Source organism: Peptococcaceae bacterium (assembly GCA_024655825.1).
Classification (GTDB): Bacteria; Bacillota; Peptococcia; order DRI-13; family PHAD01; genus JANLFJ01.
In genome coordinates, this window is record JANLFJ010000002.1 from 149555 (window position 1) to 169345 (window position 19791).

24 protein-coding genes are annotated in these 19791 nt (G+C 52.7%); 13 read left to right on the plus strand and 11 right to left on the minus strand.

Annotated features, from left to right (window positions below):
• Nucleotides 1–517 precede the first annotated feature (517 nt).
• From aroF to NUV48_01620, 3 genes are all read left to right on the plus strand, one after another.
• On the plus strand, nucleotides 518–1369 hold the full coding sequence (gene aroF, locus NUV48_01610; GenBank protein MCR4440834.1) for a 3-deoxy-7-phosphoheptulonate synthase: 852 nt from the start codon (nucleotides 518–520) through the stop codon (nucleotides 1367–1369).
• Nucleotides 1370–1406: 37 nt separating this feature from the next.
• Nucleotides 1407–2237: a prephenate dehydratase gene (pheA, locus tag NUV48_01615; protein ID MCR4440835.1), complete on the plus strand. Its 831-nt coding sequence runs from the start codon at nucleotides 1407–1409 to the stop codon at nucleotides 2235–2237.
• 222 nt (nucleotides 2238–2459) lie between these two features.
• Nucleotides 2460–3353: a cation diffusion facilitator family transporter gene (locus NUV48_01620; GenBank protein MCR4440836.1), complete on the plus strand. Its 894-nt coding sequence runs from the start codon at nucleotides 2460–2462 to the stop codon at nucleotides 3351–3353.
• Nucleotides 3354–3428: 75 nt separating this feature from the next.
• Here NUV48_01620 and NUV48_01625 read toward each other — a convergent pair whose 3' ends face one another.
• On the minus strand, nucleotides 3429–3620 hold the full coding sequence (locus NUV48_01625; protein ID MCR4440837.1) for a hypothetical protein: 192 nt from the start codon (nucleotides 3618–3620) through the stop codon (nucleotides 3429–3431).
• Between the two features lie 52 nt (nucleotides 3621–3672).
• Between NUV48_01625 and NUV48_01630 the strand changes: the two genes are divergently transcribed.
• Nucleotides 3673–3990: a hypothetical protein gene (locus NUV48_01630; protein ID MCR4440838.1), complete on the plus strand. Its 318-nt coding sequence runs from the start codon at nucleotides 3673–3675 to the stop codon at nucleotides 3988–3990.
• Between the two features lie 40 nt (nucleotides 3991–4030).
• Here NUV48_01630 and NUV48_01635 read toward each other — a convergent pair whose 3' ends face one another.
• Together NUV48_01635 and NUV48_01640 are read right to left on the minus strand one after the other, a co-directional pair.
• Nucleotides 4031–4474: a chemotaxis protein CheW gene (locus tag NUV48_01635; GenBank protein ID MCR4440839.1), complete on the minus strand. Its 444-nt coding sequence runs from the start codon at nucleotides 4472–4474 to the stop codon at nucleotides 4031–4033.
• Between the two features lie 98 nt (nucleotides 4475–4572).
• Nucleotides 4573–6198 (minus strand): peptide ABC transporter substrate-binding protein, encoded by a 1626-nt coding sequence (locus NUV48_01640; GenBank protein MCR4440840.1) that lies wholly within the window; start codon nucleotides 6196–6198, stop codon nucleotides 4573–4575.
• 214 nt (nucleotides 6199–6412) lie between these two features.
• Between NUV48_01640 and NUV48_01645 the strand changes: the two genes are divergently transcribed.
• Nucleotides 6413–7582, plus strand: coding sequence for an aminotransferase class I/II-fold pyridoxal phosphate-dependent enzyme (locus tag NUV48_01645; protein ID MCR4440841.1), 1170 nt, complete (start codon nucleotides 6413–6415; stop codon nucleotides 7580–7582).
• A 66-nt stretch (nucleotides 7583–7648) separates the two neighbouring features.
• Complete coding sequence (locus NUV48_01650) at nucleotides 7649–8311, plus strand: GntR family transcriptional regulator (GenBank protein MCR4440842.1); 663 nt, start codon at nucleotides 7649–7651, stop codon at nucleotides 8309–8311.
• A gap of 84 nt (nucleotides 8312–8395) precedes the next feature.
• On the opposite strand, the gene NUV48_01655 is transcribed toward NUV48_01650, so the two are convergent.
• Both NUV48_01655 and NUV48_01660 read right to left on the minus strand, forming a co-directional pair.
• Complete coding sequence (locus NUV48_01655) at nucleotides 8396–9076, minus strand: GntR family transcriptional regulator (protein ID MCR4440843.1); 681 nt, start codon at nucleotides 9074–9076, stop codon at nucleotides 8396–8398.
• A gap of 99 nt (nucleotides 9077–9175) precedes the next feature.
• Nucleotides 9176–9610: a CBS domain-containing protein gene (locus NUV48_01660; GenBank protein MCR4440844.1), complete on the minus strand. Its 435-nt coding sequence runs from the start codon at nucleotides 9608–9610 to the stop codon at nucleotides 9176–9178.
• A gap of 190 nt (nucleotides 9611–9800) precedes the next feature.
• Between NUV48_01660 and NUV48_01665 the strand changes: the two genes are divergently transcribed.
• The 7 genes from NUV48_01665 to NUV48_01695 all read left to right on the plus strand — a co-directional run bounded on the left by NUV48_01665 (nucleotide 9801) and on the right by NUV48_01695 (nucleotide 14932).
• Nucleotides 9801–10781 (plus strand): MetQ/NlpA family ABC transporter substrate-binding protein, encoded by a 981-nt coding sequence (locus tag NUV48_01665; protein MCR4440845.1) that lies wholly within the window; start codon nucleotides 9801–9803, stop codon nucleotides 10779–10781.
• Nucleotide 10782: 1 nt separating this feature from the next.
• Complete coding sequence (locus NUV48_01670; protein ID MCR4440846.1) at nucleotides 10783–11538, plus strand: ABC transporter ATP-binding protein; 756 nt, start codon at nucleotides 10783–10785, stop codon at nucleotides 11536–11538.
• Nucleotides 11528–12271, plus strand: a complete 744-nt coding sequence (locus tag NUV48_01675) for an ABC transporter permease (GenBank protein MCR4440847.1) — start codon at nucleotides 11528–11530, stop codon at nucleotides 12269–12271. The genes NUV48_01670 and NUV48_01675 overlap by 11 nt, the downstream gene beginning before the upstream one ends.
• 172 nt (nucleotides 12272–12443) lie before the next feature.
• Complete coding sequence (locus NUV48_01680) at nucleotides 12444–12806, plus strand: NifB/NifX family molybdenum-iron cluster-binding protein (protein ID MCR4440848.1); 363 nt, start codon at nucleotides 12444–12446, stop codon at nucleotides 12804–12806.
• Between the two features lie 39 nt (nucleotides 12807–12845).
• On the plus strand, nucleotides 12846–13697 hold the full coding sequence (locus NUV48_01685) for an ATP-binding protein (protein MCR4440849.1): 852 nt from the start codon (nucleotides 12846–12848) through the stop codon (nucleotides 13695–13697).
• The gene (locus NUV48_01690; GenBank protein MCR4440850.1) at nucleotides 13691–14560 is read left to right on the plus strand and encodes a (4Fe-4S)-binding protein; all 870 of its coding nucleotides are present in this window, start codon (nucleotides 13691–13693) and stop codon (nucleotides 14558–14560) included. The genes NUV48_01685 and NUV48_01690 overlap by 7 nt, the downstream gene beginning before the upstream one ends.
• 33 nt (nucleotides 14561–14593) lie before the next feature.
• On the plus strand, nucleotides 14594–14932 hold the full coding sequence (locus NUV48_01695) for a NifB/NifX family molybdenum-iron cluster-binding protein (GenBank protein MCR4440851.1): 339 nt from the start codon (nucleotides 14594–14596) through the stop codon (nucleotides 14930–14932).
• Here the strand turns inward: NUV48_01695 and NUV48_01700 are convergent.
• From NUV48_01700 to NUV48_01725, 6 genes are all read right to left on the minus strand, one after another.
• Entirely contained in the window at nucleotides 14929–15351 is a 423-nt protein-coding gene (locus NUV48_01700; protein MCR4440852.1) for a DUF134 domain-containing protein, read from the minus strand. The genes NUV48_01695 and NUV48_01700 overlap by 4 nt on opposite strands.
• Nucleotides 15352–15372: 21 nt before the next feature.
• Complete coding sequence (locus NUV48_01705; protein ID MCR4440853.1) at nucleotides 15373–15768, minus strand: iron-sulfur cluster assembly scaffold protein; 396 nt, start codon at nucleotides 15766–15768, stop codon at nucleotides 15373–15375.
• A 108-nt stretch (nucleotides 15769–15876) separates the two neighbouring features.
• A complete protein-coding gene (locus tag NUV48_01710; protein ID MCR4440854.1) occupies nucleotides 15877–16710 on the minus strand; it encodes an Mrp/NBP35 family ATP-binding protein in 834 nt (277 codons plus the stop codon).
• 79 nt (nucleotides 16711–16789) lie between these two features.
• The gene (locus NUV48_01715) at nucleotides 16790–17968 is read right to left on the minus strand and encodes a metallophosphoesterase (GenBank protein ID MCR4440855.1); all 1179 of its coding nucleotides are present in this window, start codon (nucleotides 17966–17968) and stop codon (nucleotides 16790–16792) included.
• Nucleotide 17969: 1 nt separating this feature from the next.
• A complete protein-coding gene (locus NUV48_01720; protein ID MCR4440856.1) occupies nucleotides 17970–18404 on the minus strand; it encodes an Lrp/AsnC family transcriptional regulator in 435 nt (144 codons plus the stop codon).
• 226 nt (nucleotides 18405–18630) lie between these two features.
• Entirely contained in the window at nucleotides 18631–19788 is a 1158-nt protein-coding gene (locus tag NUV48_01725; GenBank protein MCR4440857.1) for a sodium ion-translocating decarboxylase subunit beta, read from the minus strand.
• Between the last annotated feature and the right edge of the window lie 3 nt (nucleotides 19789–19791).

Consider the following 19791-nt stretch of genomic DNA (forward strand, 5'->3'; position numbering starts at 1 on the left):
TACCATAAGATTTTTTTGTACCCCTTGACAACAGCCCAATTATGTTAGTATAATATTTAGCAAATCCAATAAATAACAATAAAAGTGATGCGGGAGGAAAGTAGGCTGAAGCAAACCTTCAGGGAGAGGGTGTCGCGACTGGAAGCGCCCTCAGGCTTTCTTCAGGTGAAGTTCCCTTCCAAACTGCAAGGGTGAGCGCCGCAAGGCGGGTAGTCTGCGCCGGAAACTTCTACCGTTAAAAAGAAGGGGTATCGGATTTTCCCCGTACCTTTACGCCAAGAGGGTTTATGGCGGCAAAAGGATGCCGTCATCTGCCAACCAGGGTGGTACCGCGAAAGAAAAGCCTTTCGTCCCTAGGACGAAAGGCTTTTTGTCTAATCCATGCGGGGAAAGAGGTGCCTGTTTCGAGCGGGCGATCAAGCCAAAAAGGGTGGTACCGCGGAGTCCACAGCCTCCGTCCCTTTACGGGGAAGGCTGTGGACTTTATTTATTCTAACACTTTCCGGGAGGAATGAGCATGGAAAAAGCCGTCATTCAAGACTCTTTCAAACTGGCCAGCCGTAAATTCAAGCCCGAAGACACCGTCGTGCGGGTCGGTGAAACAACCATCGGCGGCCCGGAAATCACCGTAATGGCCGGTCCCTGTGCCGTGGAAAGCGCGGAGCAACTGCTGGACTGCGCCCGGGTGGTGAAAGAAGCGGGCGCTCAAATCCTGAGGGGCGGCGCTTACAAACCGCGGTCCTCGCCATACTCTTTCCAGGGTTTGGAGAAAAAAGGCCTTGAATACCTGGCCCAGGCCAGGGAGAAGACAGGGCTGCCCATTGTTACCGAAGTAATGGATACCGAAAGCGCCGGCCTGGTGGCTCAATATGCCGATATTCTCCAGATAGGCGCGCGCAACATGCAGAATTTTTCGCTGCTGCGCCAGGTGGCGTCTTTCGGTAAACCCGTCTTGCTGAAGCGCGGTCTCTCAGCCACCATTGAAGAATGGGTCCTGGCTGCCGAATACATTCTGGCGGCTGGCAACCACCAGGTAATCTTATGCGAAAGGGGTATCCGCACCTTTGAGACTTACACCCGTTTTACGCTTGACCTTTCAGCCGTACCGGTTCTCAAACACCTTACCCACCTTCCGGTAGTTGTTGACCCCAGCCACGGAACAGGAAAATGGCGCTGGGTCCAGCCTATGGCCCGGGCTGCTGTTGCCGGCGGGGCTGACGGCCTGCTGATCGAGGTTCACCCCAACCCCAGCGAAGCTCTTTGTGACGGGCCCCAGTCACTGAACCCGGAGAAGCTCCAGCAGCTCATGGCGGGTCTTGTTCCCGTCGCCCGCGCTGTAGGCAGGAATTTGAACATACCCTCGCCTTAAGACCCTTCCCAAATCTTGATTGAAAAGGTGATCTGAAATGGCAAAAACCCTCGCTTATCTCGGACCAGAAGGAACATTCTCGCACCAGGCAGCTTTAAAGTGCTCAAAAACGGGCGCCCTGCCGAAACCCTATCCAACCATCGCCCATATACTCTCAGCCGTGGACAAAGGAGAAGCGGACTTCGGCGTGGTTCCCGCCGAGAATTCCATCGAAGGCTCAGTTAATATCACGCTCGATATGCTCGCCCACGAGCTTTCCCTGTATATTCAACAGGAAATAGTTATTGACATCACACATCATCTCTTCTCCTACACCTCTTCCCTCGCTGAGATCCGCACCGTGATGTCCCATCCTCAGGCCCTGGCCCAGTGCCGCCGCTTTTTGGAGAAAGAACTGGCGCATGCCGCGCTGGTTGAGACTTCGAGTACAGCGGAAGCCGTCCGCCTTCTCTCCCCCGGCGCGGAAGGAACAGCTGCCATTGCTTCCTGGGACAGTCATACCCGCTACGGCGTACCTTGTTTAATCCGCAACATCGGTGATTATCCCCACAACCAGACCCGTTTCCTGCTAGTGGGAAAAGAACCCTGCCCAAGCAATAACACCTGCAAAACCACCCTGGTCCTGACCCTGGCGGAAGACCGTCCGGGCAGCTTATATGAAATACTGGGTGATTTTGCCAAAATGAACATCAACCTGACCAGGATTGAATCACGGCCAGCCAAAAGCCAGCTGGGAAAATACATCTTCTTTATTGACTGTGAGGCCGGCAGCCACCATCCCGGCCTGCAGCAAGTTTTAGAAAACCTGCCTGCTAAAACGGCCCTGCTGAAAAACCTCGGTTCCTACACAACTTCATGTCCTTGCTGAAAATAAATCGCCTTTTCACCCGAACGAACGTTGAAATTCAAAAAGATATTTGTTAAAATGAACGAAAGTAAATTACTTTTTATGGAACAGGCGTTGCCCGCACCGATCCGGCGCGGGCAAGCAGCCGGGCATAGGCAGCAGGAAACTGTGGGACCATAACTACCAGCGTAGTTATGGCCTTTTGTTTTTATGTATTTTGCCGGGACCAGGGAGCTGTTAATCATGATGGAAACTGATAAGGAAACCCTCGGTATTACCGGGGCATGGTTAGGTGTAGGGGGGAATTTGCTTCTTACAGTGATAAAACTGGCTGCCGGCATCGGCGGCAAAAGCCAGGGACTCATTGCCGAAGCTGTTCACTCTTTGGTGGACCTGTTTTCTTCTATCGGGGTTCTAATAGGGTTAAAAATTTCCAGCCGTCCCGCCGACAGCAGGCATCCTTTCGGCCACGGCAAAGCCGAATCCATTGTGGCGGGAATTGTTTCCGCGGTATTAATTCTAACCGGGGTCCAACTTGCTTACACGGGTATAAGGGGTGTCATCACCGGCTCGGAAAGCGTCCCCTCCCTTTTGACCCTCTATGTCGCTCTTTTTACGGTGGTGTACAACGAAGCCCTTTTTCGCTACCGTCTCTTTATTGGCCAAAGAATAAACAGCCCGGCAATCATTTCAGATGCGTGGCACCAGAGGGCTGACGCTTTCGCTTGCGCAGCGGTCAGCCTGGGCATTATTGGAGCCCGCTTCGGCTGCCCCGTCCTGGACCCTGCCGCAGCCGCCGTCGTCTCCCTTTTTATCATCAAAGCCGGGTGGAACCTGGTTAAAGAGTCTCTGGACCAGTTGATGGACGCATCCGCCGGTCAAGAAACGGATGAGACCATTAACGCTATCCTGCAATCAATCCCGGAGATCAGGGAAGTTGAATCCATAAGGACCCGCAGTTCGGGCGGGGGTATCATCTGCGATTTGAAATTCCGCGTTAACCCAGCTCTTACCGTTGAAGAGGCGCACCACGTGTCAGTTGATGCCAAAAACGAAATCATATCCCGGATACCTGCCGTCAGAGACGTTTCCATCCATTACGGACCGAGCCGGCAGGAGGGGGATACGGAAATATGATTACAAATAAAAGCAAACATTGTTCCCGTTATCCCTCCTGCTGTCAAGCGTCAATAATACAGTCCATGATAAATTTCAGAACTTTTTACCCAGCATAATATTGCGCACCTTACAATTATACCCTGCCTGCGGCAGGGTATTTTTAAACTTATAAAGCGAGCGCGCAACGATCTGCCTTGGACTGGTATGGACAGCTTCATACCCAATCATGATCTTTCGACCATGATCAGGCATTTCACCGCCCATACCAATCGGTCGTTCGACCATACAGGATACCTGGACAACCCTGCGCAATCTCCCGACTGCGCAAGATCATCAGGTGCCTTCGCCGGCACTCGGCACCCTGGATGATCTTAGCTCGACCCTGTATGACAGGTTGGGCTCGTGCCGCAATCAAAAAGAAAAATTCAATTCGACTGCGGCACGAACTTTCCCCGCCATACAGGATCTGCCCTCCGGCTGCATACAGGCCGTCTACTACACTTTTACAGTCGTAAAAGGAAGCTGCGTCATTAAAAGACGCAATGTCCAACAGAACATTTTTTGCGACCTGCAGGCAACCTTTGGCCGGCCCATGCAAACCCCCTTTGGAGCCCGCATGAGCCTGGGCTCAACCGTTACGCACCCGCATCTATAACTTAACCCAAAGAGAAAAAACTTATTCATTTTTTCTTTTTTTAACTTATCTCTTTGAAACCATGCAGTTCTTCCTCGGTAAAGAGACTCCTTAAACTGAGCAATACCAGCAGGCGGTCATCCACCTTCCCTATGCCTTTTATATAATCGTGACCCATGTTGATGAACGGCGGCGGTTCGATCTGGTCATCGGAAAGCCGCAGGACTTCCGTAACCTCGTCCACAATAATCCCCACACGGCTGTCGCCGATCTCCGAAACGATCACTTTCGGCTCAACCCCTTCGCAAGTGGTTAGCCCGAACTTGCTGGATAGGTTGACAACCGGTACAACATTCCCGCGCAAATTGATAATGCCCTCCATATAGTCGGGAACATCCGGTAGTTTTTTCACCTCGCCATAGCGAATAATCTCTCTAACTTCAAAGATGGGTACAGCATATTCCTCGGTACCCAGCTTGAACACCACAAACTGCTTTTCCGGCATCCTGTCACTCCCCCTTATTTATCCTGCGCAACCTGCGGAATCACAGAACTGGATTTGCATTCCAATTATACCATGAAGTTGATTGCCTATGATAGTCCTCATGCCGAAACGGAGACCCATTTGAAATCTGCCTCCGGACCAGCAGGGGGAAGACAGAGCCCTTTGACTTTCGGCTTGACGGCATAAGCCCTGGTAAAATCATAAAGCGGTAAAACCGGCAGGCCGGCCATTAGAATATCTTCCGCACGGTGCAAATAAACCAGGCGTTCTTTTTCCTCGCTGCCGGCCGCCATTTTCATCTGCTCGTCGAATTCCCGGCTGGTCCAGCCTGTGTCATTATTGCCGCTGCGAAAAACGTACTTTTCCAGGAACGCCGCCGCATCGGCATAATCGGCGGGCCAACCGGTCAGAATCAGGTCGTACTGCCTGGCCCATGCTCTCAGGGTTCTTTGCTCCCATTGAAGCGGTATAATTTTAACCTCAATCCCCAGTTGTTTTTTCCATTCCGACTTGAGATAAGCCGCCAGGTAAAGATGGCTCCCCTCGTCCTCCACCAGCATTTCCAGCTCCGGAAAGCCCTTGCCTTCAGGGAAACCCGCTTCGGCGAGAAGCCTTTTGGCCTCGTTAAGGTCATTATCGGGAACCAGAACGCCTCCTTCCGCCCGGAAATCGCTCCCAGGCTGGCCTGTTGTCATCCCGGGGGGAACGATACCACGGGCCGGCTTTTGCCCTCCCTGCAATACCGTATCTACCATCTCTACCCGGTTAAGGGCATAGGACAGGGCTTGGCGGGTTCTGATGTCCTTGAGCGGCCCTTTGCTTGTGTTTAACTGGCAGTAAAAACTGGCAAAAACAGGGCTGGTGAGCATATAACCTTCTTTCAGTCCCCTGGCGATTTCATCCTGAGGCACATTGAGCGTTAAATCATACTGCCCTTTTTGGAACGCCTGCCAGCGGTCTTTAACGCCAGCAGTCCCCGTAAACCATGTCATGCTCTGCAGGCTGACGTTTTCCCTGTCCCAGTATTTATCATTCTTTATCAGCTCATATTTTTTGCCTGCTTCATACTTGCTGATGAGAAAAGGCCCGTTGCCAACAACTTTTTTATCCCTGAACAATTCCACATCCTGGTTTTTCAGCCCGGTGGGAACAGGGAAAAAGACGGGATGAATCAACTTCTTGTAAAAGACAGGATTGGGCTGGCCCAGTTCTACTTCCAACCTTCTGTCATCGAGGGCCCTGATGCCCACTTCTCCGGCTCCCTTTTTCTCTCCCCGGTAATCGCTGTCTTCGGAACGGTTGTACCCTTCCGCATTTTTAATTTCATAAAGCAAAAAGGCATACGGGCTTTTGGTCTTGGGGTCCAAAACACGCTTCCACGCATATTCGAAGTCACGGGCTGTTACCATCTCGCCGTTTGACCATTGTGCCTGCCGGATCGTAAAAACGTACCTGGTCCCATTTTCCTGTATCCAGCCCGTGGCCATAGCCTTTTCATAAAGACCATCGGGCCTGATACGAACCAGTCCCTCAAAGACGGCATTAACCAGCTGCCTGCCTGCACTGTCGGAAACCAGCGCCGGGTCAAGACTGGCCGGCTCCGAAAAAAGGTCATAATTGAGGTGCTGCCGCGGCGTCACCTGCCAACCCCGGCAGCCCGGCAAAATAAAAACTGTCAACAGGGCAAGAGACAAGAACAGTCCCAGCCCCTTCTTCAAAAACATCCTCCCTGACAACCCCCTTACAGATTTTTCTCCTTCCATCACAGCCCTATCATAGCCGCAGCCCGGTCTTTCTGTAAACAGGCACTTAATCCCAAAACAGCCATTGTTTTTTAAAGGAATTTTCCGTTTTTGAGAGAAGTCTATTTATAAATAAATACGGTATAATTGAATAAGACCCGCAAAAAAATACCAAACAATTAAGGAGAGACAAAAAATGATCATCGCCGACAGGCTAAAAAGGCTGCAGCCCGGAATCTTCTCCAAAATCAGCATGCTGAAGGACCAGGTGAAAGCTGCAGGTAAAGACGTTATCGACCTGAGCGTGGGCAGCCCAGACATGCCGCCTCCGCCCCACGTCAAAGAGGTCTTGCTTAAAGCCGTGAACGATGACAAAAATTACGGCTACACACTGACCGAAGGCATCCCTCCGCTGAAAGAGGCCATTACCGGCTGGTATAAAAAGAACTACGGTGTTTCCCTCGACCCCGACCGGGAAGTGCTTTCACTGATGGGCTCCCAGGACGGGCTGTCCCACATATTCTGGGCCACGGTTGACCCCGGTGACATTGTGCTTGTCCCCGACCCCGGCTACCCTATTTACAGCAGCGGTCCCCTGCTCGCGGGTGCAGAGCTTTATCCCATGCCTCTTGCGGAGAACAACGGCTACCTGCCGGATTTTTCTCGTATTCCGGAAACCGTGCGCCGGAAGGCCAAGGTCATGGTCATCAATTACCCCAGCAACCCGCTGGCAGCTACGGCAACAAGGGAATTTTTCCAAGAAGCCGTATCCTTCGCCCTGGAAAACGGGATCATCGTTTGCCACGACTTTGCCTATTCCGAACTCTCTTACGACGGATTCAAAAATGTAAGTTTTATGGAAATCGAGGGCGCCAAAGAGGTGGGAGTAGAGTTCCATTCCATTTCTAAAACTTTTAATCTTGCCGGCTGCCGTCTAGGTTTTATCGTCGGCAACGAAGAAGTGATTGACGCCTTGCGGCTGGTAAAAAGCAACATAGACTACGGAATCTTTCGCCCTGTGCAAATGGCGGCGGCAGCCGCCCTCAGCGGTTCAAACGAATGTGTCAGGCAGAACGCCCTGGCCTACCAGCGAAGAAGAGACACTCTCCTCGACGAGCTGGCCAAATACGGGTGGAATGTCAACAAGCCTAGGGCTTCCATGTTTGTCTGGGCTAAGCTCCCCCCATCTTTTACCTCCGCCGGTGATTTTTCCAGCCGGCTGCTTACGGAAAAAGGCGTGGCCGTCGTTCCCGGCACAGCGTTCGGCGAATGCGGCGAGGGGTATGTCAGGATTGGCCTGGTCCAGGAGCAGGCCAGGCTGAAAGAAGCTGGAAAACGCATGGGAGAATTCATCAGCACGGTTTAACTTGTCTTTTAGATTTCAGTGTTATAAAATAAAGCTGGCTTATCCAGGTGCTTGGGGAGGATGACGATGATTAAAGACACGGAACTGGCTTTAGGTCACGATGCCTCTTTACGAAATAAAGTTTTTAAATACATTAAAACCCAGATCATAACCGGACAGTATGGTCCGGGGGAAAGCCTGGTCGAATCGAAACTGGCCGAGGAACTGGGGGTCAGCAGGACCCCTATCCGCGAGGCTATTCGCCTTCTGGAACTGGAAGGCCTGGTGGAAATCACCCCGAATAAGGGAGCGGTGGTCCTGGGAATAACCAAAAAGGACGTGGAGGACATCTACGCTATCCGCCGGCTGATAGAAGGCCTGGCGGCCCGCTGGGGAGCAAAGCTAATCACCGCTCACGATAAAAAAGAGATGGAAAAGATCATCGACCTGATGGAATTCTATGCGCAGCGCGGCGATGTGGATGAAGTGGCGGACCTAGACAACAAATTCCACGAAATAATCTACGAAGCCTCAGGCAGCAAAATCCTCAAACTTACGCTGTGCAACCTGCACCAGTACGTGCAGCTGGCCAGGCTGGAATCGTTGAAAAAGCCCAGCCGGATTTCCCAGACCCTGGCCGAACACCGGGCTATCCTGGACGCTTTTAACGAAGGAGACCCGGATAAGGCCGAAGCCGCAGTATCCCATCACGTGAACATGGCCTACGAAAACATTAAACGACATGAATAAATGAAATATTAACAATAATAAGGGCGCACCATAAAAGGGCTGTCCCATCTTTTATGATGGTCCAGCCCTTTTATAAAAATACGTCTATTTCTGGTAACTGATTACCTCCAGCAAGGCAGCCTCCGCGCTTTCGATGTGATGGCGGGCCGCTTTCTGGGCAAGCGCGACGTTGCGGCTGGCAATCGCCTCCACGATCTGCCTGTGCTCGTCCAGGGCGAATTTCATGCGCCCGGGCACCGCCAGGGTGGTTGTTCTGAACCTCTGCACCTGCTCGCGCAGCTCCTTCACCATGCCCTGCAGGCGGCTGTTTTTTGACGCCTTAAAAATAAGCTCGTGGAATTTAGTATCCACCTCAATCGTTTTTAACAGGTCGCTGGCTTCGTAATGGCTTGCTTCCAGCGCCAGGCTGATCTCCATTTCTTCTATTTCTTCTTCCGTGGCGCGTTGGGCAGCTAACCCTGCCGCCAAGGCCTCCAGTGCTCCCCTTATTTCAAAAACCTCGTTGATGTCTTTGATGGAAAGGCCGGCAACATAAGCGCCTTTCCGCGGGACCATAACTACGTAACCCTCCAGTTCAAGCTTGCGAATGGCTTCCCTGACAGGAGTGCGGCTAACGCCCATCTCCTCGGCCAGTTCCGTTTCCATCAGCCTCTCTCCAGGCTTGAGAACCTGGTTGACAATCGCGTCCCTCAAAGACTCATAGACAATTTCACCAAGAGGCCGAAACGAGTCAAGCTTTATCCTCAACAGTGACTTTTCCGGCATTTTTTCTCCTCCTTGCTTCCCAATCTCACAGGATGAAACACCAGTCAAAAGCCGCCAAAAAATCCGGATATGATAATCGCTTAGCTAAAGTATAATACATTACCCGTCATTGTCAACGCCTGTTCTTTTTGCCTGGCGGATACGGCCTGTGTAATACTCGATGATTTCCCTCCGCCTTACTATGCCGATAAAAACCCCTTCGTCATCCACCACCGGAACGAAATTCTGGGTGATGGCAAGGCTGAGCAGGTCTTCCATCCTGGCATCGATGTTCACCGCTTTGTTTTGCCTATGCCTGGGAACTTCTGTCAAAAGTATTCTATGGGTATTCTCAAAAACTAAGCCCGGCGTGTTTTTCATTTTCCACAGAAGGTCTCCCTCCGTAATGGTTCCCACATATTTTCCTTCGTCATCAATCAGGGGAACGGCAGAATAGCGGTGGTACTCCATCTTTTCCATGGCCTGGCGCATCGAAGCCCGGTAGGAAAGATAAACCACGTCCTGCTTAGGAATCAAAAAGAAAGGTATATTCATCTTTTGCGGCCATCCTTTCTCATAATAAAAACAAAATTATTAATACTTTGCTTCGCGCAACAATAATGTTAAAGTAAATTAGAACATCTTACAAGGATCGCCTGGCGAAAAATTTAACCAGCCGCAAGCTCCGCCGGCGCCCGTCGTCCCCACGCGCCGACAATCGTTAAACTCCGAGGAGGTATACACCTTGAAAAAAAGACTCGCCTGTTTGCTTCTCATCCTGGCACTCCAACTTTTTCTTTCCGGCTGCAGCAGACCGGAGAGGCAGGCGGACCGGGACATGATTAAACTGGGACTGCTCAGGGTGGAGGACAATCTTCCCTTTTTTGCCGCTGAACAGGATAAACTTTACGAGAAATACGGCCTGCAGGTTGAACTTGTCACTTTCAACAGCGCCCGGGAGCGAGACATCGCTTTGGAGGCGGGTGAAATAGACGGCGGCCTGGCCGACCTGCTGGCGACAGCCCTTTTCAAAAAAGGAGGAACTCACGTAAAAGTGGTGGCTTTAGGCCTGGGAGCTGCCCCGGAGGAAGGAAGGTTTGCCATCCTCTCCGCGCCGCAAAGCGGCATTACCTCTCCGCGGCAGCTGCGGGGAGTGCCTGTCGCCGTTTCATACAACACCATTATTCATTACCTGGCCGAAGAAATGCTGGCGGCTGCCGGCCTTAAACAGAACGAAATCTCCTTGCAAAACATCCCGGACCTCAGTATTCGCCTCGATTCCCTGCTGGCTGGAAAAGAAGTCCGGGCCGCCCTGCTGCCCGACCCCCTGGCCGCGCTCGCCGAAAAATCAGGGGCCTGCGCGGTCATTGACGATACCAGGCTTGGCCTCAACCTGTCCCAAACCGTGATCATCTTCCGAGAAGATACGTTGAACACAAAACCCTCTGCGGTGAAAGGAGTATTAAGCACTTACCAGGAAGCCGGCGCAAACCTCAACTCGCATCCCCAAAAATACAGGGAACTGGTCCTGGATAAAGCCCGTATCCCTAAGCCCCTTGAAGACAGCTACGCCATTCCCCATTACTCCCCCCTGCAGCTGCCTACCAGTGAAATGGTGGAAAGAGTCATGAAATGGATGGCGGGAAAAGGCCTGCTGGCAAAACCATACGCCTTCGAAGAACTGGTGGAACCAGCTTTTATCCCGCGGAGCGGAGCAAAGAGCTGACATGTACCAGCTGATCAACGTCTCGCTGTCTTATAAAACAAAAAACCGCCCCCCTGCGGAAGCGCTGGCGGATATTAATCTCTCCATCAACCCTGGAGAAAGATGGTCTCTCATCGGACCTTCGGGGAGCGGCAAAAGTTCGCTGCTCCTGATGATGGCCGGGCTGCTCATGCCTACAGGCGGGCGGATACTTTTCCGGGGGGACCCTCTTGGCGGCCCGGCGCCGGAAGCTGCTCTCATCCTGCAGGATTACGGCCTTTTTCCCTGGAAGACTGTTTATGAAAATGTCCTGCTGGGCCTGACCGTCAAAAAAATGCCAAAACCGGCCGCGCGGGAAAAGGTGTTCCAGTTTTTGTCCATACTGGGCATCGAGGAACACTGGCATAAATTTCCTGCCCAGCTGTCGGGCGGGCAGAGGCAAAGAGTAGCCATTGCTAGGGCATTAGCCCAGGAACCCGCCTGTCTCCTGATGGATGAACCCTTTTCCGCGCTGGATGCCCTCACCCGCGAGCAGCTGCAGGCGATACTCCTGCAGCTGTGGAAGGATTTAAGATTCACCATGTTCCTGGTCACGCACAGCATCGAGGAAGCGGTTTTCCTGGGAAATAAGATCGCCGTGCTCTCACCAGCCCCGGGGCGGCTGCTCCATGTGCTGGGCAACAGCGAACAGGAAGGGATAGCACGCAACTCCGCCGGGTTCTACCGGCAGTGTTCCGCGGTACGTTCCCTGCTGGAGGAGGGTAACCATGTCCGGTAAAACGCGAGGTTATCTCTCCGCCCTGCTCTTTGTCGTACTGTCCTGGCACCTCTTATCGCTTATTCTTGACAAACCGTTCTTCCCGCAGCCCTTCCCCGTGATGAGGGAACTCCTTTTCCGCACCCTTCACGGCAACCTGCCTGGTCATTTCCTGGTCAGCGTTTACCGGGTGTTGGCCAGCCTCATTATCTCTTTTGTCCTGGCGGTTCCCCTGGGACTTGTCGTAGGAAGAAACCCCGCCCTGGACAGGCTCGTTTCTCCCGTCATCTACCTGCTGTACCCGCTGCCCAAAACCGTCTTTTTGCCGCTGATCGTCGTGCTGCTCGGACTGGGTGATTCCCCAAAAATTTTACTTATTTCCCTCATCATCTTTTTCCAGATCCTTGTGGCTGCCCGTGACGCCGCCAAAGACATCGCCCCCCAGTGGGTCCTCTCCATGAAGTCGCTGCATGCGACCAGGTGGCAGGTATACCGCCACCTGGTATGGCCTTCCTGCCTCCCGAATATCTTTACGTCCCTAAGGATCAGCCTGGGTACAGCCATCGCCGTGCTCTTCTTGGCGGAAACCTTTGCCTCCACAGATGGCCTGGGCTATTTCATCCTTGACACCATGGAGAAAAGAGAATTCGCCGCGATGTACGCTGGAATACTGGCCATGGGGCTGCTGGGAGTCGCCAGCTACTTGCTCGTCGACCTTTTGGAAAACCGCTTTTGCCGCTGGAACAGGTTCTAATGCCGGAGCCGGCCGGGGTAACCCGGCCGGCATTATTATAAGACAGTCAATCACAGTAAATTTCGCTAAATAATTTTATGGACATATGCCCATAATATATGTTATACTACTAATGAGCATATGCTTATTAACACCCAAGAATACCATTTAATAAACCAGGAGGATGAATGAAATGAAGTTAGCTGTGAGCTCGAAGGGCGAAAACCCTGACAGTCCCCTCGACGAAAGGTTCGGACGGGCGCCCTTTTTTATCGTCTATGACCTGGAAAACGACACCTGCACCTGCATCGACAACAAGCAGAATTACAACTCCCCGCAGGGCGCCGGAATCCAGTCGGCCCAAAATGTCGTCAATGCCGGCGCAGGCGTAGTAATCACTGGAAACGTAGGACCGAAAGCTTTCCAGGTCCTTAAAGCCTCCGGCGTGAAAGTGTGCCTGGCAGAGGGAATGACCGTAAAGGAAGCCATCAACATGTACAAGCAAGGACGGCTGTCAACAGCCGAGACTAACAATATTGAAGGCCACTGGGTCTAAATTAGCGTTAAACTGAATCAACCGGAGGATTAAATATATATGAATATCGCCATAGCCAGCGGTAAGGGCGGCACCGGCAAAACAACCGTCGCCACGAACCTTGCCTTTTATCTTCAACACCACGCCAAAGAAGATGTCGCGCTTCTGGACTGCGATGTGGAAGAGCCCAACTGCCATCTTTTTCTAAAATCGGTCTGCCTGGAAACAAAGAAAGTGATCCTGCCCGTTCCTTCGCTTGACCCCGATAAGTGTACGGGCTGCGGAAAATGCTCGGAAATCTGCCAGTTTGCAGCCATTGCCTGCATCAAGGGAAAAGTCCTGACCTTTCCTGAACTCTGCCATGGCTGCGGCGGCTGCATTCTGGCCTGCCCCGCCGGGGCGCTTTCGGAGCAAGAACGGGAGATAGGAACAGTAGAAACCGGCACCAGCGGAAAAATAAAAACGGTATACGGCCAACTGCGGGTGGGTGAAGCCATGTCTCCGCCGCTCATCAGGGCGGTGAAGAGTCACGCTCAAAATGGACAAATCAACATAATCGACTCGCCGCCGGGAACTTCCTGCCCCGTTATCCAGGCTGTTAAAGGCTGCGATTTTGTCCTTTTGGTCACCGAACCCACCCCCTTTGGTTTAAACGACCTGTCGCTGGCGGTAGAGATGGTCCGCGTGCTCGGCCTTCCTTTCGCCGTGGGGATAAACCGGTCTACCATCGGGGACGAGAAAGTACGGGAATACTGCCGGAATGAAAAAATCCCCATCATCCTGGAAATACCGGAAGACAGGGAAATCGCCAGTATGTATTCACGCGGCCGCTTGGTTCTGGAATCTCTCCCCCACTATATGGAAAAATTCGAAAAGCTCTACCTACAGCTTAAGGAGGTCATCCCATGTTGAAGGAACTGGTAGTTATCAGCGGCAAGGGCGGCACCGGCAAAACAAGCATAGTGGCGGCGCTGGCCAGCCTGTTGAATAATAAAGTCCTGGCAGACTGCGACGTGGATGCCGCCGACCTCCATCTGGTACTGCAGCCGCAAATCCTGGAAAAAAAAGAGTTCTGGAGCGGGAAAACAGCCAGCATCAACCGTGAAAACTGCGCCGAATGCGGAAAATGCCTGGAACTGTGCCGCTTTGCCGCCATCAGTAATGATTACGCCATAGACAACATTGCCTGCGAGGGCTGCGGCGTGTGCGCTTACTTTTGCCCGGCAGGGGCCATCGACCTGAAAGACAACCTGTGCGGGCACATCTTCGTATCCCGGACCCCCCACGGCCCGATGGTTCACGCCAGGCTGGATATAGCCGAAGAAAACTCCGGAAAACTTGTCAGCCAGGTGAGAACCCAGGCCCGCGCGCTGGCATATGCGGAAAAGCGCAGCGCTGTCATTGTGGACGGACCGCCGGGCACAGGCTGCCCGGTCATCGCTTCCATTTCCGGCGCCAGCACGGTCCTGGTAGTGACCGAACCGACAGTGTCGGGAATACACGACCTGGAAAGAGTACTGGAACTGGCCAGGCATTTCCGCATCCCGGCCATTGTCTGCATCAACAAATGGGACATCAACCCCGGCATCTCTGCATCAATAACGAACAAATGTGAGCAAATCGAAGCAAGAGTAGTGGGTCAAATACCCTATGACGGCGCCGTAACCAGGGCCCAGGTCCAGGGAATTAGCGTTCTGGAATACGACCCCGGTTCCCCGGCGTCATTAGAACTGCAAAAGTTAGGTAAAGTGGTTGAATCGTTATTAAATCAGTAAACCGGCATAAACATGAAAAAGGAGAGAAAAAAAATGATCATCGCCCTGCCTGTTATAAACAACCAGCTCTGCATGCATTTTGGACACTGCGAGGTTTTTGCCTTCTATGAAGTGGATGAAAAAGAAAAAAGAATAATTAAGAAAACCTTTCTCACCCCGCCTCCTCACCAGCCCGGAGTGCTTCCCCCATGGATCAAAAGCCAGGGCAGCAACCTGGTTATTACCGGGGGAATGGGGCGCCGGGCCCAGGACCTTTTTGAAGAAGCGGGAATAAAAATAATCATCGGCGCTCCCGCAGCCAGCCCCGATGAAATCGTCCAAAGTTATCTCAACAATACGCTGCAAACCGGCAAGAATGTCTGCGACCATTAATCTATATTATTTTTACGCTCTGTTTCTTCCCCGCAGCGGGGACACCTCACCAAATCGTGACCGTGACCGTGCCTTCCGAAAGGCGGGCCAAACCTGTAACCGCAGGCTTCGCATTTCAGCCACTGGTCGGCCAGGCGGTAATTTCCGCCTTCAATGCGAATGGCCTTGCCGTTTATGACGGCATCGGCCAGCTTGGCCCTGGCCGTGGTCAGGATCCTTTGAAAAGTCGGCCTGGAGATGTTCATCCTTTCGGCGCCTTCTTCCTGCTCCAGTCCTTCCAGGTCCTTCAGTCGTATGGCTTCAACTTCTTCCAGACCTAAAACCAGTTCTTCCAACTGCCACTTTGGGACCCCGGCCGGCTTAAAATAAGTGACCTGCGGTTCATATTCAACGCGTCGCCATTTTGGAGGCCTTGGCATGCAAACCCCTCTCTTTCGTGGTTATACTATTTTGACATTATCGTCGTCACGCAGGGATCTGACGATGTAATCCAGGATGGCTCTCTGCAAAGCTCCTGCCCCCAGGTTGGAACAATGCGCTTTGGTTTCCGGAAGACCGCCCAAGTAATGGAGTATGTCTTCATCGGTTATCTCGCAGGCTTCATCAATGGTTTTGCCGTTCGCCAGTTCGGTCATGGCGCTGCCGCAGGCAACGGCAGCCGGGCAGCCTGCAATCTTGAATTTGATGTCAACAATCCTGTCTTCTTTTACCCTCAAGAACACCTTGATATAGTCGCCGCAGGAAGGGTCCCCCATGGTGCCTACCCCGTCCGGATCATCCATCTCGCCAAGGTTCCGCGGGTTCAGGAAGTGGTCCAGTATTTTTTCGTTGTACATAATTTTCCTCCCCACATCACTACCTGTATCTTATCATTTTACCCTGTTTTGTAAAAGCCTCTCCGCATTCAACGGTAAAAAGCCGCCGGTCGCCGGCAGCTTTTTTATTTACTGTTTTTTGTTCGCCTGTTCCGTCAGGAAATCTATTTCCAGCAAATCCGCTCCCGGCGACTCCTCGATCCTGCCTTCATCCCCGAGGCTGCTGACGGACGGCTCCAGGGGAAGCGTTCCCACAACCGGGAATTTGAATTCCTGGCTTATCAAGCCGGCCTTTCCCTCGCCGAAAGGAAACACCCTCTGCTTGCAGGCAGGGCATTCCAGGTAGCTCATGTTTTCCACAATTCCCAGCAAGGGAACCTTCATTTTTTCGGCCATTTTGACCGCCTTGCGGACAACCATTTGCGCCAGGTCCTGCGGAGAAGTGACCACCACCACTCCATTTAAAGGTATTGTTTGCATCACTGTTAGAGGGGCGTCTCCCGTGCCTGGAGGCAGGTCAACGAAAAGGTAATCCAAATCGCCCCAGACGACTTCCTCCCAGAACTGCTTTATCGCTCCTGAGATTATGGGCCCGCGCCAGATGACGGGTTCGTCCTCACTGGGCAGCAGCAGGTTTATGGATATTATTTCTATACCCTTTCTGCTCCTGATGGGCAGTATGCCCAATTCCGTAACCGGCGGAGCGGAACTCAAACCAAAAAGCTTTGGTATGCTCGGCCCGGTAATATCGGCATCCAGTATGCCCACTTTATATCCCCTTTTCCTGTAGGCAACAGCTAAAAGGGCCGTTACGGTTGACTTGCCTACACCTCCCTTCCCGCTCATCACCGCTATCACGTGTTTGACGTTGTTAAGCCCGGACGCCTTGCCCTGCTGTTCGCCGGTACAACGGCCCTGGTCCTTTTCTTCACAGCTGCTGCAGCTGCCTGTGCATTCTGGCATATCGAATCCTCCTTGTCATGTTTCTTCTAGCAGGTAGCACCGGGAATAGCATACACCTGTTTTGGACATATGTCAATAATTATCGGCGGGGAGAAAATTTAATAACGATTTCCACAATTTCCGGCCGGTTGCCGGTGCGGATAGGCGGTCCCCAGGTGCCGAAGCCGGAGGAGACGATCAACTGCAGGTTCCCCTTGCGCAGGTAACCCCAATCGGTTTCATAGATCCTCCGGGTAATGAAGCCGTTGGGAAAAAGCTGTCCACGGTGAGTATGGCCGGAAAGCTGCAGGTCGACTCCCTGGGCAGCCGCCTCGTCAAGCTGGCGCGGCTGGTGATTGAGGAGGATTACGGGAAGCCTGCGGTCCACTCCTTCCATTATTTCCGCCAGTTCCTTCGGTTTTGAGCCGGACGCAAAATGGGCACGCGAAACCTCATCACGGCCTACGATATAAAAACTGTCAGCCACCTTGACGCACTCGTCGCGCAAGACCGTGATTCCGGCCTGCTGCAGGTTGTGAACAGCCGCTTCGATATGTCTTCCGATGTACTCATGGTTACCCGGAACGGCAAAAATCCCGTATTTCGACCTGAGTTTCTGGAAAGTGGAAGACATGTCCTGCTGGATAAAGGGGCCTACGTCTTCGTCGATGATATCGCCCGGCAGCAGGATAATGTCCGGCTGTAAGCTGTTGACCGTCTCCACCATTTTGCTTAAACGGCTGTTATGAATGATTTCACCCAGGTGTATGTCGGATACCATGACCGCGCGCAGTTCTTCCAGCCCCCCGGCCTGCTTGGCAATGTTAAGTTCATAATGCTGGAGGCGGGGATGGCGGGCGTTCCAGGTGCCGTAAACCAGGACGGCAAAAGTGAACGCCAGCACGAAAACACCCACGGCCGGAGCAAAACGCGGATTCTCCTGCCAGCCGGCAGGAACAAAATGCAGCCACCCGTTAAGAAACCTTAAAAGATCGAGAATGAAGATTATCTGCAGCAAGTAAAACATGGCCGCCAGCCAGTAGGAGCCCGCCAGGGTCAGCAGATAGCGGGCGGCATGGGGAAGAACCCCGCTGCCCAGGCGGGCGATAACGTAAGAGAGAGCCAGCAGCCCAAACAATAGCCAATACGTCGCCTGGCCCAGGCCGGGTATAAACCTGGCCAGGTACTGCCACCCGCGCAGCCCGATATAATAATTAATCAAGGCGTAAACAAAAAAGAAGAGGGCAATGATCAAATATGCGGCGGTTCTCATATACATGCTACATTTCTTCCTTTAGAGTAGAAAGTACGACAATCGTATTGGTTTTGGCTACACCGGCCGTTTTCTTCAGGATCTGCGAAATGTATATCTCCAGCTTTTCCGTGTTCTCCGCGACCACTTTCAACAGGTAATCGTATTCTCCCGCAATATTGTGGCATTCCAAGATCCAATCGCTTTTGGCCACAGTTTCCCTGAAACCACCGGCGTATTCGGATTTATCAAGAGAAACCAGGACAAAAGCCAAAAGGTTAAGGTCCAGCTTTTTCCTGTTCAACCGGACAGTGAACTGCCTGATTATTTTTTCTTCTTCCAGCTTGCGAATTCTCTCCGCCACCGCCGGGACCGAAAGGAGAACCTTTTTGCTGATTTCCGAACAGGTCATCCTGCCGTTTGCTTTTAAGAGCTGTATAATTTTCAGGTCGATCTTATCCATATTGCCCTCTCCTCAACTTCCTTATTTTTTAACGCTATTCTACATAATACCTTTAATATTGTAAATATCTTTGCTTTTACTAAGATATTATTTTTCTCAATTGGGATATTTTCTTAATAATATTAAGCATATGGCTGGTGGTCCAATATCCCCAACCATTATGACATTTTAGGACAACAAAAAGGTGCCGACTCCTGTCAACACCTTAAGCGAGTAGTTTTGCCTGTCACTTGAACAGGGAAAGCAGGACGCCGGCGGCGACGGCGGAACCGATAACCCCGGCCACGTTCGGTCCCATGGCATGCATCAACAGGAAATTCCTTGGGTTGTCCTTCTGGCCCACCACCTGGGAAACGCGGGCCGCCATGGGAACAGCCGAAACGCCGGCTGAACCGATGAGCGGGTTGACCTTGCCCCCCGAAAGGAAATACATCAAGTCGCCCAGGATTACGCCGCCGGCTGTGCCCATGCAGAAGGCCGCCAGCCCAAGGCAGATGATGGAGATGGTCTGGAAGTTCAGGAAGTTTTCGGCGCTGGCCGTGGCGCCGACCGTGGTGGCCAGGAAGATGGTGACGATGTTGATCAGCGCGTTCTGGGCCGTGTCGTTCAGACGCTGGACCACGCCCGCTTCCCGGAAGAGGTTGCCCAGCATGAGCATCCCGATCAGGGGCGCGGCGTCCGGCAGCAGAAGGGTAACGACAATCGTCACGGCGATCGGGAAGACTATTTTTTCCAGCCTGGACACGGGACGCAGCTGCTCCATGACGACCATGCGCATTTTTTTGGTTGTCAGCAGGCGCATGATCGGCGGCTGGATGATGGGGACAAGGGCCATGTATGAATAGGCTGCGATGGCTATCGCGCCCAGCAGGTGCGGCGCCAGCTTGGAGGTCAGGTAGATGGCGGTCGGCCCGTCGGCGCCGCCGATGATCCCGATGGAAGCGGCCTCTTTAGGCGTAAACCCCAAAAAGAGGGCGCCGAGGAAGGTGGTGAATATGCCCAGCTGCGCGGCCGCCCCCAAAAGCAGGGTTTTCGGGTTGGCGATAAGCGGGCCGAAGTCAGTCATGGCCCCCACGCCCATGAAGATCAGCGGCGGGTATATTCCCAATTTGACCCCCTGGTACAGGTAGTAAAGCAGCCCGCCGGGATGCACCTTGCCGTCGGCCCCGATCGTCTGCGGGGCCATCAGGCCGGTGTTGGGCAGGTTGGCCAGGAGCATCCCAAAGGCGATGGGCAAAAGCAGCAGCGGTTCAAATTGTTTGACGATGGCCAAGTACAGGAGTATGAAGGAAATGAGCATCATCAGAAGCTGCTGCCAGGTGAGCGACAGGAAACCCGTGTTCATGATCAGGTCATGCATGGCTTTTGAGAAATCTATATGCATAGC